The organism is Saccharopolyspora sp. NPDC050389 (assembly GCF_040655595.1).
In the GTDB taxonomy this organism is placed as follows: domain Bacteria; phylum Actinomycetota; class Actinomycetes; order Mycobacteriales; family Pseudonocardiaceae; genus Saccharopolyspora.
The window spans coordinates 15,437-32,210 of record NZ_JBFAKG010000029.1 but is presented as its reverse complement, the minus strand read 5'-3'; the positions used below and the strand labels follow the sequence as shown (position 1 = coordinate 32,210).

At 68.5% G+C, this 16,774-nt stretch carries 11 protein-coding genes; 8 read left to right on the top strand and 3 right to left on the bottom strand.

Features of this window, described 5'->3' with window-relative positions; translation table 11 throughout:
- Window positions 1–114: 114 nt before the first annotated feature.
- Window positions 115–486 carry a hypothetical protein gene (locus AB0I53_RS20375; RefSeq protein WP_358604931.1) on the bottom strand — a complete coding sequence of 124 codons (372 nt, stop codon included), beginning with the start codon at window positions 484–486 and terminating at the stop codon, window positions 115–117.
- 342 nt (window positions 487–828) lie between these two features.
- Here AB0I53_RS20375 and AB0I53_RS20370 point away from each other — a divergent pair, with 342 nt between their 5' ends.
- The 5 genes from AB0I53_RS20370 to AB0I53_RS20350 all read left to right on the top strand — a co-directional run bounded on the left by AB0I53_RS20370 (window position 829) and on the right by AB0I53_RS20350 (window position 9,340).
- Window positions 829–2,733, top strand: a complete 1,905-nt coding sequence (locus AB0I53_RS20370; protein WP_358604928.1) for an Hsp70 family protein — start codon at window positions 829–831, stop codon at window positions 2,731–2,733.
- A gap of 44 nt (window positions 2,734–2,777) precedes the next feature.
- A complete protein-coding gene (locus AB0I53_RS20365; RefSeq protein ID WP_358604925.1) occupies window positions 2,778–5,177 on the top strand; it encodes a hypothetical protein in 2,400 nt (799 codons plus the stop codon).
- A 52-nt stretch (window positions 5,178–5,229) separates the two neighbouring features.
- On the top strand, window positions 5,230–7,122 hold the full coding sequence (locus AB0I53_RS20360) for a dynamin family protein (protein ID WP_358604922.1): 1,893 nt from the start codon (window positions 5,230–5,232) through the stop codon (window positions 7,120–7,122).
- On the top strand, window positions 7,091–8,578 hold the full coding sequence (locus AB0I53_RS20355) for a dynamin family protein (protein ID WP_358604919.1): 1,488 nt from the start codon (window positions 7,091–7,093) through the stop codon (window positions 8,576–8,578). The genes AB0I53_RS20360 and AB0I53_RS20355 overlap by 32 nt, the downstream gene beginning before the upstream one ends.
- Window positions 8,579–8,671: 93 nt before the next feature.
- Window positions 8,672–9,340 carry a hypothetical protein gene (locus tag AB0I53_RS20350; RefSeq protein WP_358604916.1) on the top strand — a complete coding sequence of 223 codons (669 nt, stop codon included), beginning with the start codon at window positions 8,672–8,674 and terminating at the stop codon, window positions 9,338–9,340.
- A 444-nt stretch (window positions 9,341–9,784) separates the two neighbouring features.
- Here the strand turns inward: AB0I53_RS20350 and AB0I53_RS20345 are convergent, their stop codons facing one another.
- Window positions 9,785–11,026 (bottom strand): M20 family metallo-hydrolase, encoded by a 1,242-nt coding sequence (locus AB0I53_RS20345; RefSeq protein ID WP_358604913.1) that lies wholly within the window; start codon window positions 11,024–11,026, stop codon window positions 9,785–9,787.
- Window positions 11,027–11,039: 13 nt separating this feature from the next.
- Window positions 11,040–12,347: an MFS transporter gene (locus AB0I53_RS20340; RefSeq protein ID WP_358604910.1), complete on the bottom strand. Its 1,308-nt coding sequence runs from the start codon at window positions 12,345–12,347 to the stop codon at window positions 11,040–11,042.
- 187 nt (window positions 12,348–12,534) lie between these two features.
- On the opposite strand from AB0I53_RS20340, the gene AB0I53_RS20335 reads away from it, so the two are divergent.
- The 3 genes from AB0I53_RS20335 to AB0I53_RS20325 all read left to right on the top strand — a co-directional run bounded on the left by AB0I53_RS20335 (window position 12,535) and on the right by AB0I53_RS20325 (window position 16,730).
- Complete coding sequence (locus AB0I53_RS20335) at window positions 12,535–13,689, top strand: helix-turn-helix domain-containing protein (protein WP_358604907.1); 1,155 nt, start codon at window positions 12,535–12,537, stop codon at window positions 13,687–13,689.
- A gap of 644 nt (window positions 13,690–14,333) precedes the next feature.
- Window positions 14,334–15,257: a hypothetical protein gene (locus AB0I53_RS20330; RefSeq protein ID WP_358604904.1), complete on the top strand. Its 924-nt coding sequence runs from the start codon at window positions 14,334–14,336 to the stop codon at window positions 15,255–15,257.
- A 378-nt stretch (window positions 15,258–15,635) separates the two neighbouring features.
- Window positions 15,636–16,730, top strand: coding sequence for a nucleotide disphospho-sugar-binding domain-containing protein (locus tag AB0I53_RS20325; protein ID WP_358604901.1), 1,095 nt, complete (start codon window positions 15,636–15,638; stop codon window positions 16,728–16,730).
- Window positions 16,731–16,774 lie beyond the last annotated feature (44 nt).

The following is a 16,774-nucleotide window of genomic DNA, read 5'->3' as shown; positions in this document are numbered from 1 at the left end:
CGCCCAGCCGCCCAGCAATTTCTCCCATTCACTGGGAATTTGATTCCCAGTATTCGAACATGCACGGAGAGGAGCGATCAGCGGCGAATCCGGTGGCCGACAGCGACAAATCGACTACCGGCGGTGGCTGCCCGGCGGCGCTCTTTCGCCCCGGGCCGGCGGCAGCGATCCCACCACGGAGCTGCTCCGCGGTGGGACCGCTGCCGGGCTCGAAAGTGCGGCGCCCTGGTCAGGGGATTCCATGCCGAGGAACTGCCAAGACTCGTCGATCAAGATCTTCTGCAGCGGCTGACCCAAGCTTTCGCCTTTCTCGCGTAGCAGGATCAGGCACTGGTCGGGGTCCAGATCGGGGGTCAGTGCTCCGCCGCGGCGGCATGCGGTTTCCATGTGCAGTCGCAACAGGGGCGTGTCCAGGGCGGTGTCGTTTCCGGTGGATCCCAAACGGGTTCGTGCAGCGCTCGCGGCATATTGCATCCCGAAAGCCACTTCTGAAACTGTCCACATCAGACCTGGTTGTGGCAGAAGGTTATTCTGCCTGCCAACCGAGTTCGGGTGCCGCGGTCCGCGTGCAGATCCTCGCCCGAGCCGGGACTTTCGACGCTATTGCCGGGTAACTCGGCGTGTTCGCATGGCTACAGGGCGATCGGCACAGGCCTGGACGCAGATAGTGCGTGGCCACAACGCATCGGTCGCTACCTGGGTACGCCACCGCGTGGAGGCTGCGGTCCACAGTCGACCGGAACATGGCAGTGGCGGGCCGCGGGTGCGCTAGGCGTACCGCAGATCACCACCGGGACGGGAACCAGGGCTGGCGCAGGAGACAGGCCGATGGGATACCAGATCGGGGTGGACCTCGGCACCACCTTCACCGCGGCGGCGGTCGCCGTGGAGGACCGAGTCGAGGTAGCCACACTAGGTGAACACGCGCCGAAGGTGCCGTCGGTGCTGTTCCTGACCGACGCCGACGACTTCCTCGTCGGCGAGGCCGCGCACCGGCGGGCGGCAACCGACCCCGGTCGCGTGGTCCGGGAATTCAAGCGCCGGTTCGGCGACCCGGCCCCGATCATCTTGGGCGGCAAACCGTTCTCCGCCGACGCGCTGATGGCCCGGCTGCTGCGCTGGACCGTCGACACCGTCGCCCGCGAACGGGGTGAGCCGCCCAAGCACGTGACGGTCTGCCACCCGGCGAACTGGGGGCCGTACAAGCAAGACCTGCTCGCCCAGTGCTTCCAGCTGGCCGACCTGCCCGGGGCCACCACGGTGACCGAACCGGAGGCCGCGGCCATCTCCTACGCCTCGGCGGAACGGGTCGACGCCGGTGACACCGTCGCCGTCTACGACCTCGGCGGCGGCACGTTCGACGCGGCGGTGCTGGCCAAGCGCGAGCGCGGATTCGACCTGGTCGGAGCATCGCAGGGCATCGAACACCTCGGCGGTATGGACTTCGACGAGGCCGTGCTGACCCACGTCGTGCGCAGCACCGGGAAATCCTTGCACGGACTTGATCCGCGCGACGTGCAGACCCGACAGATCATCCTGCGCCTGCGCGCCGAATGCACAGCCGCCAAGGAGGCGTTGTCGGAGGACACCCAGACGGTCGTGCCGGTGCTGCTGCCTCAGGTCCAGACGCAGGTGCGGCTGACCCGGCAGGAGTTCGAGCAGATGATCCGGCCGAGCGTCGCCGAAACCATCCGGGACCTGCTGCGCGCACTGCGTTCGGCCGAGATCGAGCCGGGGGATCTGCAGAAGGTGCTGCTGGTCGGAGGATCCTCGCGAATCCCGCTGATCTCCCAGATGATCTCCGCGGAGTTGCGCAGGCCGGTGGCGGTCGATGCCTCCCCGAAGTACGCGATCGCGTCCGGCGCGGCCATCATCGCGCGCGAACGAGCCGCCAGCCAGCTCACCCCGGCTCCGCCGTCCGTAGCCGCGAGCCCGGCGCCGGCCGGGATGAGCGAGCCCGCCGCGGAGGTGGGCCCATCGGTAGGCGTCCCGCAGGAGGCGCCGAGCGAGCCGGCACCGATGCAGCCGGAGCCGGCGCCAACGGAGCCGGTGCCGCAGCAGCGTGCAGCGGCGGAGCCGCCGGCACCTGCCGAGGAGCCGGAGCCCGCTCCGGTCGCGGCCGCACCTGGGGAGACGGCCGGTTACGTGCCTGAGGCTGCACCGGTCGCACCATCGAGTTCGCCGCTCAAAATGCCTTCGAAGCCGTCGATGCCATCGCTGAAGGTCCCCGCAGTGCTGAAGGAACGGCGGGCGCGAGTGATCACGCTCGTAGCCGTTGTGGCCTTGTTGCTCGGGGGCGCGGGTTGGGGCGGCTGGACGTTGCTGTCGGGTCTGTCCACCGCGCCTCCGCCACCTGCGGTGGCCCCCCTGGCTCCGGCGCCCACGCCGGAGTACGTCCCGAACCAGCAGGGCGGTACCGACTCCGGAGGCAGCGGCGGTACGGGCGGTGGCACGGACAACGGTTCCGGCGGGGGCACCGATGGCGGTTCCGGCGGTTCCGGAGGTTCAGGTGGTGGCACCGACAACGGTTCCGGCGGTGGCTCTGGGGGCGGTTCCGGTGGCGGCACGGACAACGGATCTGGCGGGGGTTCCGGCGGTTCCGGTGATGGCTCTGGGGGCGGTTCCGGAGGCGGCACCGTGACCGACGATCCGCCGAAGCCCACCGACGAAAACCCGCCGAAGACCGGCGACGGAGGAACTGACGGCACCAACAAGGGCACCCACAACCAGTGATGGCGTCCGGGTGGACGACCACCCACGACACGAGGCGGGAAGACATGGACGAGGAGATGGTCGCTGACACGGGTGCCGGCGACGAGACCACGGACTTCTCTGCTGAGGAAACGACGGATTACTCCGCCGAAACCGATTCCTCGGCCGAGCCGGACTACTCGGCAGATACCGATTACTCGGCCGAGACGGACTACACCGCCGAGACATCCGACTACGACACCGCCGAGGACTCCACCGACGTCGCCTACACCGATCCATCCGACTACGGCACCGCCGAGGATTCCACCGACGTCGCCTACACCGATCCATCCGACTACGGCACCGCCGAGGATTCCACCGACGTCGCCTACACCGATCCATCCGACTACTCGGTCGATGAGCCGGCGGACTACGGGACCGAGCCAGCGGATGTGGTCGAGGAGGCTCCCGATTACTCGACGGAGGACGTGGACCAACCCGCCGAGGAGACGTCCGACACCGGCGAGTACACGACCCTGGAATACCAGTTCCCCGCGGGTGAAAGCTGGACTTCCGAGGTGGGATACGAGCACCCCGGAGCCGGGGAACAGCCGGAGGTGGAACCGGCTGAGCCTGGTTATGAGACTTTGGCGCCGCACACGGATTATGAGCAGCCGGAGCGTGGGGCGTGGGATGACGTGCAGCCGGCTGAGCCTGGTTACGAGAGCTTGGGGCCGCACACGGATTATGAGCAGCCGGAGCGTGGAGCCTGGGACGATGTGCAGCCGGCTGAGCCTGGATACGAGACTTTGGCGCCGCACACGGAGTACGAGCAGCCGGAGCGCGGGGCCTGGGACGATGTGCAGCCGGCTGAGCCCGGTTACGAGAGCTTGGGGCCGCACACCGAGTACGAGCACCCGGACTACTCGACCACACAAGACGCGGGCCTGGCAGCGGAACAGCAGGATCTCAGTCAGGAGGACCTGGACAGGCTGCGCGACCTCGACGCCCGCGGCGTAGCGGGTCCAACCGGATACTTCGGCGGCGAGGACATGCGGGAGCCGCTGGGAGCCGGCACCGCAGCCGAGACGGGCGTCCAGGAGGACCCTGACATCTCGTACTTCATCGACCCGGGTTCCATCGACCCGGCGACGGACGAGTCGTCAGGCGGCTTGCTCGGCGAATCAGGGCAGGCCCCCTGGGACACGGGGTACGACCCAACGGCCTTGGATACGTCCGGGCTCTGGGACGGCGGAGGCTGGAACACCGGGGTCCTCCCCGAGGGATGGGACACCGGGGGCTTGGGTGCTGGGGGCTGGGACACCGGGAGCTGGAGCACGACAACGACAACGACAACGACCACGACCACGACCACGCTGCCGTGGGCGCAGGGTGATCCGTTCTCGAATCCGGCTGTGCTCCAGATCACCGAGCCGGCCCTGTCCGGCGACGCGCTCGGCGGCTTGGGCGCGCCGCTGGGCGATCCGTTCGGTCTCACGGCCGCCGCCGGTGCCGATCTGGGTGGTTGGGTCGGTGGGACGCTGGGCGGCACCGACTGGGGTTCTTACGCCGGCGACACCCTGTCCGGGATGGGGTTCGGCGACTTCACCACGGTCGCCGACGACCTGCTCGGCGGGGAGTGGGGCGACCTGGCCGGTTCGGTGACGACCACGATCGGCGACACCGGGCTCGGCGAGGTCGCGGGCGGTCTGCTCAGCGGGGACATCGGCGGGCTGGCCGACAACGTGGCCAGCGGGCTCGGTGTCGGCGATTTCGGCCAGGCGGCCACCGACTTCTACAACGGCGACTGGGGCGGCCTGCTCGGGACTGCGGCCGAGGAAATCGGTGTCGGCGATCTCGGTCCGATCGGCGACGTGGCCGATGACGTGCTCAGCGGCGACTGGGGCGGGTTGGCCGGTGAAGCGGCTGGTGTCGCGGCCGATGCGCTCGGTGTCGGGGAATACGCGGACGTGGCCACCGACGTCATGAGCGGTGACTGGGGCGGCATGCTGGACACTGCGGTGGACGTGGGCGGCGGCGTGCTCGGCGTCGGCGGTCTCGCCTCGGGCGTTGATAACCTCCTCGAGGGCGATTACGGCGCGGCGGTCGGCGGAGTCGCGGGCGCGACCATCGGCGGAGTTTTCCTCGGGCCGCTGGGAGCCGCAGCCGGTGGCTGGCTCGGCAGCGAGTTCGGCGAATGGCTCGGCGACGCCGGTATCGACGATGCCATCGACGACGCCGCCGACGCGGTCGGTGACGCCACCTGGGACTTCGTGACCGACATCGGATTCGACGACGAGCTCACGGACGTCTGGGATTTCAGCACGGAGGCGGTCAGCGACATCGGTGACACCTTCACCGATTTCGGCACGTCGGCGGGCGATGTGTTCGACGACGCTGCGGAGACGGTGACCGACGTGGTCGACGACGTCGGCGGTGCCCTGGAGGACGCGGGCGACGCCATCAGCGACTTCTTCGGGTTCTGACCGATGCACATCCACAGTGGACTTTGACGGTAACGGGGTCAGGTGGGCGGCAATGACAGGGCCATCGCAGCAACCCAAGCCCCCCGAGGGGGGCTCCGCGCACTGGGTGGACGGCGTCGAAGCCGTCCTGGCCGCGGCCAGCAGGCTCGCCGAGAAGAGCGGGCGCAAGGACCTGGTCCGGCGGTTGAACGCGGACCGGAAGCACCTGGCCGACCGGAAGAAGCGGTTGATCCGCATCGTCGTGGTCGGCGAATTCAAGAAGGGCAAGAGCTCGCTGGTCAACGCATTGGTCAACGTGCCGATCTGCCCGGTGGTGGACACCGCGTCCACCGCCGTGCCGATGTCGATCGCCTACGCCGAGAAGCCCACCGTCACGTTGACCTACCAGCCGAGCGGCAACGGCAAGAAGGAGGCCAGCCGGGTGGCTGCGCCGTTGCGGGAAATCCCCAGGCAGGTCACCGAGGCTCCGCCGAACGACAAGGGCGGCAAGTTGATGTGGGTGGACGTGGGCATCCCAAACCAGCTGCTGTCGCAGGGCGTGACCTTCGTGGACACGCCGGTCGGCGGCCTGAGCGACACGGCGGAGGCGCCCACCTACGGCGTGCTGTCGGCCGCCGACGCGCTGGTGTTCGCCACCGACGCCGCGCAGGAACTCACCGCCACGGAGATCGAACTGCTCAAATCCGCGAAGAACCTCTGCCCGAGCGTGGTCTGCGCGGTGACGAAGATCGACCTCTACCCGCAGTGGCGGCAGATCGTCGAGCAGGACAAGGCGCACCTGCGCGCCGCGGGGCTGGAGATCCCGGTGTTCCCGGTGGCCACCGCGTTGCAGGCGCAGGCCGCGCTCAAACGCGACAAGCGGTTGTTCGCGGAGTCCGGTTGCGTGCCGCTGCTGGCCTACCTCGGGCAGAAAGTGGTCGCCAACATCGAACGGCTCACCCTGACCGCGGTCACCGCGAACTTCCGCGACGTGCTGGACCAGGTCGACCAGGTGCTGGCGGCTCGGCAGAAGGCGTTGGCCGATCCCGAGCAGGGCAAAGAGCTCGTCGCGAAGCTGCAGGAGGCGGGCAAGAAGGCCGAGTCGTTGCGCGCCGCCGGGGCGCGTTGGCAGCAGACGCTCGGTGACGGCTTCGGCAACATCTCGTCCGATGTGGACTTCGACATGCGGCGGCGGTTCCGGGACCTCGCCAGGGAGGCCAACAAGGCGATCAACGAAGGCGATCCGGCGAAGACCTGGGAGGAGATCCAGGCGTGGATGCGGCGCCGGCTAACCGCGGAGGTGGTGGAGAACTACACGTTGCTCCAACAACGCGTCGCCGAGCTCGGCAAGTCGGTGGCCGAGCAGTTCGCCGAGGACCAGCAGGGCGCCGAGGTCGAAGTGCACGCCGAGGCCCCCACGGAGCTGATCAAGGAGCTGGAGGAGGCGACCGAGGACGTCGAGATCGTCAAGGCCAGCCTGAAGACCAAGGGGATGCGCACCGGCATGCTGCTGTTCAAGACCGTGGGCCGGGTGGCGCTGATGTCCGGAATGAACCCGGTGTCGATGGCCTTCGGCGTCCTCAGCGGTGTCGGCGGACTGCGCTCCGGGGCCAAGCGCGACGTGCAGGAACGCCGCCAGAAGGCCAAGGCGGCGGTCAACCAGTACACCGAGGACCTGAAGTTCCACATCGCCAAGGACTCCAAGGACACCATCCGCCGGATGCAGCGCGAGATGCGGCAGGGCTATTCCGAACGCGCGGCGGAACTGCAGAACGCGGCGGCGCAGTCGGTGGCGGCGGCGAAGAAGTCGTTGCGGGCCGACAAGGACCAGCGGGAGCGCCGCCTGCCCGAGATGGAGCAGGCCCGCAAGTCCGTGGCAGTGCTGCGCAAGAAAGCCGAAACTCTCTCCCGGGCAAGTGAAGGCGGGGTGCGGGATGAACAACTCATCGCTCATCCAGCAGGTTGACGGGGTCCTCCGGTCGGCGGCCACCGCCTACGCCGGCACCCCGGCCGAGGCATCGCTGCAGACCCTCGCGGTGCGGGTTCGGCAGCCGCTGCGGGTGGCCATCGCGGGCAAGGTCAAGGCCGGCAAGTCCACCCTGCTCAACGCGCTGATCGGCGAGGAGCTGGCGGCCACCGACGCGGGCGAGTGCACCCGCATCGTCACCTGGTTCCAGCACGGCGAAAGTTGTCGCGTGGTGCTGCAGCCCAGGCAGGGGGAGGCGCGCGAGGTGCGGTACGCCCGCCCGGACGGCCGCGCCATCCGAATCGACCTCGGCGGCGCCCGGGCCGCGGACGTGGAGCGGCTGGTGGTGGAGTGGCCGTCCGCCGCGCTGCGCAACTTCATGCTCATCGACACACCGGGGATCGGTTCGGTGTCGGCGGACGTCTCCGAGCGGGCCCAGGACTTCCTGACGCCGGCGGACGGTCGGGTCACGCCGGCCGATGCGGTGCTGTACTTGATGCGCTACGCGCACCGCGAGGACATCCGGTTGCTGGAGGCATTCCACGACGACGACATCGTGCAACCGACACCGGTCAACGCGGTGGGCGTGCTGTCGCGGGCCGACGAGATCGGTGCGGGCAAGCTGGATTCGATGGCGAGCGCGGCGCGCGTGGCCGATTCCTACCGGAAGAACGAGCAGGTGCGTCGGCTGTGCCAGACGGTGCTGCCGGTGACCGGGCTGCTCGCCTACACCGGGCGGACGCTGCGCGAGGAGGAATTCCGCGAGCTGGAACTGCTGGCCAGGGCACCGGTCGAGGAACTGGCACCGACATTGATTTCGGTGGACCGCTTCGTCAAGCTGGACTGCCCCGCCGAGGTCGACGCCGAAGGGCGGAGCCGGCTGCTGGACCGCCTGGGCTTGTACGGCCTGCGACTGGGCATCGAGCTGATCCGGTCGGGCAAGTGCGGCAGTTCCACGCAGCTGGCCGCGATGCTCATCGAGAACTCCGGGCTGCGGCAGCTCGTCGCGGCGCTGGGCACCCAGTTCGCCGCCCGGGCCGAAGTGCTCAAAGCTCGATCGGTGCTACAGGCGTTGGGCACGGTGCTGCGGCAAATGCCCTTGGAGGGAAACAAACAACTGGTCGCCGATGTGGAGCGGGTGTGGGCCGGCGCCCACGAGATCGCCGAGCTCCGGTTGCTCAACTCCCTGCGGCAAGACCCCGCCGGGCTCACCGAGGAGGAGGTCGGGGAAGCCGAGCGCCTGCTGGGAAGTTCGGGAATCGCCCCGGCCCGCCGCCTCGGGCTGGCGCCGGAGGCTGACCAGGGGGCGATCCGCAATGCCGCGCAGGAGGCGCTGGCCCGTTGGCAGGGCCGGGCGGAAAGCCCGGCGAGCCTGCGGCAGTCGGTCGCCGCCGCCCATGTCCTGATCCGCAGCTGCGAAGGAATGCTGGGCGACCTCGTCGAACCGACCGGGTGACCGCGGGTCGGTTGAGCCGAACATAGGCGCCCGTCGGGTCAGACCCCGCGCTGGAGCGCGCGTTTGATTCGGCGGACCGGGAAGGAGGGTCCTGTGCAAAACGTGGGACCGAAAGCGAACCCTGGATATCCGAACGACAGTGGCGTCCCGTTCCCCGGGCCCGTCCAGGAAGGCGACTTCAGCGACGAGCACGCGGGCGAGCGGGCCGGAAAAGCGATCGGCGGCGTGATCGGGGGTGCTGCCGGTGCGGAGTTCGGCCCACCCGGGTCGGACTGGGCAGGTGGCGAGGTCGGCGGCGGAATCGGCGGCATCGTCGGGGAAGGCGTCGACGCGGTCCGCGGCATGGAGGTCGTGAGCGAAGAGGACCTCCCGCACGAAGTGGACCCCGCTGACGCCGGAGCCGCAGCCGCCGCGTCCGAGCAGGGCGCCGGCATGTGCCTCCCCGGCACGGACGACATGGGTGGAATGTCGGCGGATGCGAACATGTCGGGCGGCGGTTATTCCGCCGAACCGAACATGTCGGTCGACCCGGGCTCGCTCGACGGCGGCTACTCGGTCGATCCGAGCTCGCTCGACGGCGGTTACTCCATCGACCCGGACATGAGCGACGGCGGCTACTCGGTGGACCCGGGCATGAGCGATGGCGGTTACTCGGTCGATCCGAGCTCGCTCGATGGCGGCTACTCCGCCGACCCGGGCATGAGCGATGGCGGCTACTCGGTCGAGCCGGACATGACCGACGACGACTCGGCGGACTATTGAGGAGATGATGGCTTCAGACCCGTCCTCGGCGGCGAAAACGCCGACGATGGATCTGTTCTTCCCGATGCAGCATGGGGGCTCGCCTCCAACGTCACAACGCGAAGAGCCCCGTCGACGCAATCCGTCGACAGGGCTCTGGCGATTTTCGCGTGGAGGTTGAGGAAACTCCGCCCCGATCCACCGAATGGGCGGTGGTGGTCTTTCCCGGTTGTTCGACCGCTCTGGTCTGCCCTGGCAGCAGCGGTGCCTGCGGGGCTAGCTCACCCAGGAACTGCAGGTGGGCACGGTGAAATCGCCGACCATGGCCGCGGGTGAACGACCGCGGAAAGGCTCGCCCGCGCCGGCGAGCCCTGGACGGGATCGACGCGCGCATCTCCTGCCGAGCCGCTGGGGTCGGGCGGCGACGAAGGCGCCCGACCCCAGCGTCGAACTCGGGCCGTCGGCTCATGGCTGGCGGAGGTCTCCGCGGCAGAGGCGTTCCACGACACCGGTCAACAGGTCGACACCGGTGCAGATGTCCTCGTCCTTGGTGTATTCGCGCTCGTTGTGCGAAATGCCTTCCACGCTGGGCACGAAGAGCATCACGGTCGGCACGACGTCCTTCAGATTGGTCGAATCGTGGCCTGCGAGCGTCTGCATCGGACGGTGCGACAGGCCGAGTTCGCCGGACAGCTCGCGCGCCAGGTCGACTCCCTCGGGCTGATATTCGCTCGCCGGCCAGAAGTGCGCGCTCTTCTTGACGATCCGAACATCGGTCGACATCTCGATCGCGGCGAACTCGCGGTTGAGCATCTCGTCCGCCTCGTGCAACACGTCGAGACTCGACGAGCGCAGGTCCAGGTGCAGCTCGGCCTCGCGGGCGACGACGACGGGTGAATTCGGGTGGACGATGAGCTGCCCGGCCGAGGTGTGCAGTGCTCCTTCCGGGAACCGGTCGGCCAACTCCCGGACCGCCACGATGATCCGCGCGGCACCGAGCAACGCGTCTTGCCGGTCGGCCATCACCGTCGATCCGGTGTGCGACTGCTCGCCCACGACGGAGATCTGGTACTTGTGCGCGGCCCAGGTCGATTCGACCAAGCCGATCTGGATGCCCTCCTTGTCGAGGATGCGCCCCTGCTCGATGTGGATCTCCGCCGCGAACGCGGCACGCGGCCCGTCCTCGGCACCGAGGAATCCGATCTCGGTGAGAGCGTCCTCGACCGTCACACCGGCGTGGTCGGTGACGGCCAACGCTTGGTGCAGCGGCATCTTCCCGGTGTAGACGGCACTGCCCATCATGCTGGGCTTGAACCGGGAGCCCTCCTCGTTGAACCAGTCCACCACCGCGACGTTGAACGCCGGTCGATCCCCGGACTCGGCGAAGCGCTCATGCACCCGGCACGCGGCATGCGCTGCGGCGAGCACGCCGTAGGCACCGTCGTACCGACCGCCGCGCGGCTGCGAGTCCAAATGGGACCCCACCAACACGTACGGCGCCCCGGGATGCCACTCGTAGCAGCCGAAGAGGTTCCCGATCCGGTCGACGCGCGTGGTGAAGCCGCGCGCCCGCAACCAGTCGACCAGCCACTCGCGGGCCAACCGGTCGTTGACCGTGGCGGCCTGGCGCTCGACCCCGCCGGCTTCGGTGGCGCCGATCTCGGACAGCGCCCGGAAATCAGCCAGGACGTCGTTGTCTGTCGTCAACGTGTGCTCCTCCTCAGTAGCGCGCTGCAGCCGGCCCGGCGATGCTGAGCCGGGGCGCGAACAGCCCGGAAACGGCGGTGATCAGGGCGATTGCCACGAACAGTGCGGCTGCGGTCCAGATCTGGTCGCCGCTGGCGGCGAAGACCGCCGTAGCGACGAGCGGCACGCAACCGCTCAGCATGGCCGACCCGTTCGAGGCGATCGCAACTCCGCTGTAGCGCAGCTGCGGCTCGAACAACCCGGCGAGCACCGAACCACAAGCCCCGTAGGGGAAGGAAAGACCAGCCACCCCAAGTGTCATCCCGGCTACCACCAGAACCGGCTGCGCGGTCTCGATCAGCCAGAACACCGGAAAGGCGATGGCTGCGGTGGCAAGCCCACCGGCCACCACCACACGGCTGGGGCCGAACCGGTCGGCGAGCCGGCCTGCCACGACGATGACGGCGATCTCACCCACCGCCGCGACGAGCGTGCCCGACAGCAGCAGGGTCCGGTCCAGTTGCAGCACCCGCGTCCCGTAACTGATCACGAACGTCGTGACGAGGTAGAACCCGCCCATTCCCAGCAGTGCGACGCCGAGGCCGACGACGGCTTGCCGCCACGACTTGCGCAGGACCGCGGACACCGGCGCATGCTCGATCTCGTCACGTTCCAGGAGTTCCCGGAACGCCGGGGACTCCTCCAGCCGGGAACGGATGAACAAGGCGAACAGCAGCAGCGGGATCGCCGCGAGGAACGGCAGTCGCCAACCCCACGAATCGAAGTCGTCCTTGGACAGCAGGGCGACCAGCGCGAACGCCCCCGAGGACAGCAGCGTGCCCAGCGGCGAACCGATCTGCGGCAGCGCCGCGTACCAACCGCGTTTGGCGGGCGGCGCGTGCTCGACGGCGATGATGATCGCGCCGCTCCACTCCCCGCCGAGCGCCAACCCCTGCACGATCCGCAGCAGGGTCAGCAGGATCGGCGCCGCGACGCCGATGGAGAACTGGTTGGGCAGCAGGCCGATCAAGCCGGTCGTCACGCCGATCAGCGCGACGGTGAACAGCAGCGTCTTGCGCCGTCCCACGCGGTCGCCCATGCGGCCGAAGATCAGGCCACCGACCGGCCTGGCGATGAACCCCACGGCGAGGGTCGCGAAGGACGCCATCACGGCCGTCACCGGATCGTCCGAGGCGAAGTACTGCACGTTGAACACCAGCGCGGCGGCGGTGGTGAACAGGAAGAAGTCGTACCACTCGAGAGCATTGCCGACGAGAGCTCCAGCGGCGGCTCTGGATGCCGTCCGCTCGTCGAGGACGGTTGAGATGGGCGGCGCTGTCATGCCGGAAAGCGTAGGAAGTGCGCTTGCATATCGTCACTCGTCATCTGCCCCGACATTGCCCGACTTCATTGTTCAAATGCATATCCGGAAGCTACGCTCACGGCGACAGGGCCGCTTGGTCTCACCGGGCGTTCCCGGTCGAAGCGCCGCGTTCACAACTCGGCAACACACGGATCCCGGGGAATCGATGCGCAACATCGCTCGGATGCGCGAGGAAAGCCTCCCGCGCTGGAAAGCGCTGTTGGAAGAACTCCGGCAGCGCGAGCACCTGCTCGTCGAGAGCCTGATGCAACAGCTGGAGCACGGCGCGCGCTTCTACGCCGGGCTCGTCGACGCCGCCGAGTTCCGGAACACCAGCACGGAAGCGTTCCGGTACCTGCTCGGAATGCTCGCCGACGGCCGCCCGCCGAGGCACCTCACCGATCTGCCCCGCGAGATCGGCATCCGCCGCGCCGAGCAGCACGTGTCCCTGGAGAACGTGGTGTCGACGGTGCGCGGCGACTTCACCGCCCTGTGGTCGACCCTGCTGTGGATCTCCCGTGCCACCGACATGCCCGTCCTCATCGCCCACGTCGACGACCTCTGGCAGGTGGTCGACGACTTCGCCACCGAAATCCAGGTCAGCTACCTCCGCGGGGCCGCCGCCCGCGCGGATCTGGACCAGCACCGCCAACGCGCCATGATCTCCGCGCTGTTCAGCTCTTCCGAGCTCAACCCCGGACTGGTCCGGCAGATCGCCGGAACGCTCGGGGTACCGGAGGCGGAGCCGTTCGACGTCGTCGTCAGCGACCACGCCGACCGCGACCGCCTCGACGCGTTCGTCATCTCGGCGACGGGCCACGGGTCGCGGATCTTCACTGCGGACGTGGAGGATTGCGCGGTTGCGTTCTGGCAGTCGGCCCCGCCCGGGGAAGGACCCGATGACCGGCTCGGCGACCTGCGCTGCGGGCGCAGCCGGGTGCCGGCGTTGTCCGAATTGCCCGCCGGGGCCCGGACGGCGTTGCGAGTGCTGCGCGCGCTACCACCCGAAGTCGCCGGCCCGGCGTCCGTGGCCGACGTCTGGGATCGCCTGGCGGCGACGTACCTGCTGCAGCTCGACCCGGCGCTGCTGGAATCCGCGCGCGAACGGCTGGCGACATGCCCGGCCAGCGAGCGGGAACGCCTCGTCGAGACCGCTCGGTCCTTCGCCTCGACCGGATCGATCGCCGCGACGGCGAAAGAACTGTTCTGCCACCGCAACACCGTCGTGAACCGCCTGCGACGGCTGCGCGAGCTGACCGCGCTGGACATGACCGTCCCCCAAGACGCGGCACTGCTCAGCATGCTGCTGTCCCTCGAGTGACACCCCTCCGCAACCAAGACTTCGAGGGTGCTTTTCGCAGTCTTCTCGCGTGAGGAGGCGAAGCGGATCAGCGCCGCGGTCCGCGGCGAGGACGGCCGCACCTGCTCGTCGAACGGTGGCCGCAGGTGGTCGGGCTCGCCTGACCGAAGTTGCAGCAGCGCTCTCGTCGACTGCGGGAACCCACCACGTTCGACCGAGCAGGCGTGCCGGAAAACCGGTTCTTGCGGTAGTGCAATGGGGAAGGAGCGGGCGGGTTTCTCCATCAGGCCAAGAGCGTCCGCTCCCAATCCTCCCTAGTCCCGTCGGCCTCCAGATCGCCGAAATTACAGCCTATCTCGGTGCTTTCGACTACTTTTCTGGCAGCAGACAACGAAGGATCCAGTTGCGCACCAAAGGGCAAGCCACGGCCCGACTTCCTCGGGCTGACCATCCGTGGTCGTGAATGGGACGCACGGCATCGGCACATGGTTCCTAGCGGAATCGGCACGGCACCTTGGAAGCGCCCACCAGCAACCCTGCGACGCCATGACTGACGATCGCGCGTCGCAAGCGGCTGTTCCACCGATCACGGGATTCCCGTCCGCGCGGAGGTTTCGCTGGATAGTGTGATCACCGTGTACCGGTTCTCATGGTTGATCGTTGCTGTGCTCGCTGTTCTGCTGGCCACCAGCTGTTCGACGGGGATGGAGAAGTCCCATTCGCCGCGAAGGACCGTGGCGGTGGAGAAGTACGACATCGAGGGCACCAAGTTCTTCGGCGGTTTGACCCCGGCCAAGCTGCGCGCGGTGGATCCATGCGCGCTGCTGCGAGCCACCAACCTCTCGCAGTACGGCGTTCCCGGCTCCTACGGCAACGGCCAGTTCGGGTCGTGCTCGCTTCCCATGACGGACCACAGCGGTGCGGCGATGGATCTCGCGCTGTTCATGAACAACAGCGATTCCGATGTTGGCGAGAATCGCATCGGCGGTCTGCCCGCCGCGGTCAAGAAGGCGAGCTCGGGCCCGTGCCTCGTTCGGGTCGCTTTTCAGGGCAGCGACGGGACGGCGTACACGCCGCAGGCTTTGGGCCTGCAGGTCGACAGCAAGCTTCCCGACCCGTGCTCCCCGGCGGTGCAGATCATGACCGACGTGGTGGAGCAGCTGCGGACGGACCCGCCGATCGCGAATCGGTCGCCTGCCGAGCTGGCCGGGATCGATCCGTGCTTCCTGCTCGATCCGCTCGCGGGCCGTGACCCGCAGGCGAGTGCCACCACCAAGCCCAAGCCGCGGGGGCTGTACGAGTGCGTCTGGGAGGCACCCAGTGGTGTCCGTGTCGACGTGTCGTTCGCCAGCGGGCCAGCGGGCGACGGCGAACTGCCGCCCGTGGACATCGGTGGGGTCGTCGCGAAGGTCACCCCGAAGCCCCAAGAGGATTCTTGCCGGATCGAGTGGGAGCACCGCCAACCGCCGGGCTCGTGGGTCGGGATCGAGAAGATCGTGGTGGTCCTGACCAACCATGGTCCCGTAGACCGGTGTGCGGACGCGGTCGGCATCGCGCGGGAGGTGAAGTCCAAGATGCCACCGGCCTGACGAATGAAGCGCCTCGGGGGGTTTTGACCAGCGGCGGGCAGTCCGGCGACGGGATGCCGCGATCAGCCAGGTACCAAGGGACCTCGGGGAGAGTTGCACAGCCGAGTGTTCTTCGCGCCGCCGCGGTCAGCGGGTTGGGTCAGCGCACGCGCGGATGGTTCCCGGACTGTGCAGTGGTCCGGCGGACTGCTGCTGTCGGCCCCGCGCATGCGGGGATGGTTCCTGGGGGTAGTGCTTCGAGGCGACCATTCGCCTCGTCGCGATCAACGAATGGCTCTGATCGACTTCGGTGCAGACTCGAGTGCTGGAACTGCTGTATAGGTTGGTTTTGTGCGAATTTTGTTCAGTGCAACCCCCGCGTACGGCCATGTTCTGCCGTTGGCGCCGTTGATGCAGGCCGCGGTCGAGGCAGGGCATACCGTTGCGCTGGCGACCAGCGCCGGCGTGCAGGATGCGGTCGGTCCGGAGCTCCCTGCCGAGGTGGAGTTCCTGGCCGTAGGTGCTATGCCGATGGAGTTCTCCGAGGACGCTGCCCGCCGCACCGGCGCAGACCCTTTCCACCCGGGGCCCGAACTCATCGGGGAGATCTTCGGCGGCTCCCGCGTAGACCTCGGCGGCGATGAAACGATCAGTCTTGGCCGCGAGTGGGCGCCCGACTTGATCGTGGCCGAAATGTTCGACGCGATCGGTCCGATGGTCGCAGCTGATCTCGGCATCCCCTGGTATCAGGTAGGTATCGGCCCCGCGACGCCCGCTGTGATCACCGAGATCGAGCGCGCCGCGGCTTCGCGCGATCGGGACGCCGGGCTGGACCTCGTTGGGCCGCTGAGCTACCTCGACCCGTGCCCACCACTACTGCAGGATCCCGAGTGGTCCAGCCGTGTTCCCGTGCTGCCGATGCGTGCGCAAGCCCACCGGCGCCCCCACGACTTGGCATTCGAACTGCCGGCCTTCGCAGACCCGGCAAAGCCCACGGTGCTGGTCACCCTGGGCACGATCTTCTCCGACCCGGACGTGCTCGACACGACCGTGGGGGCGATGGCAGGCCACGAGGTCAACGTGATCGCCACTGTGGGCTCGTCGTTGAGGAATCCGGCCGCGGGCGATGACGGCTCCTGGCCGAGCCGGCGACTCGACGGTGTCGAGGTGCACTACGCGCCGTTCGTGCCGCTCGGCCGGCTTCTCGACCGAGCGGATCTTGTCGTCGGTGCCGGCGGTTCCGGCACGGTCCTCGGCGCCCTGGCACACGGTCTTCCCATGGTGCTGTGGCCTCAGGGCGCCGATCAGCCGATCAACGCCGCCCGCGCCGCTGCTGCCGGAGCGGCGATCACCGTTGACAGCGGGGACGAGATCTTCCCCGCCGTGCGGCGGGCGTTGAGGGAGGACACCTTCCGCGATCGGGCCCAGGCCGCCGCCGCGGAGAACGACGCTCGCCCCAGCCCCGCCGATGTCGTCAAGGAAATCACCCAATAGCTGGGCTGGGAGATGCGGGACGCGAACGGGCACCGGTTGGTGAT

Excerpts from the sequence above, each read along its gene's own strand:
- AB0I53_RS20370 (WP_358604928.1), top strand. The coding sequence starts at position 829 with ATGGGATACCAGATCGGGGTGGACCTCGGCACCACCTTCACCGCGGCG.
- AB0I53_RS20365 (WP_358604925.1), top strand. The coding sequence starts at position 2,778 with ATGGACGAGGAGATGGTCGCTGACACGGGTGCCGGCGACGAGACCACG.
- AB0I53_RS20360 (WP_358604922.1), top strand. The coding sequence starts at position 5,230 with ATGACAGGGCCATCGCAGCAACCCAAGCCCCCCGAGGGGGGCTCCGCG.
- AB0I53_RS20355 (WP_358604919.1), top strand. The coding sequence starts at position 7,091 with ATGAACAACTCATCGCTCATCCAGCAGGTTGACGGGGTCCTCCGGTCG.
- AB0I53_RS20340 (WP_358604910.1), bottom strand. The coding sequence starts at position 12,347 with ATGACAGCGCCGCCCATCTCAACCGTCCTCGACGAGCGGACGGCATCC.
- AB0I53_RS20335 (WP_358604907.1), top strand. The coding sequence starts at position 12,535 with ATGCGCAACATCGCTCGGATGCGCGAGGAAAGCCTCCCGCGCTGGAAA.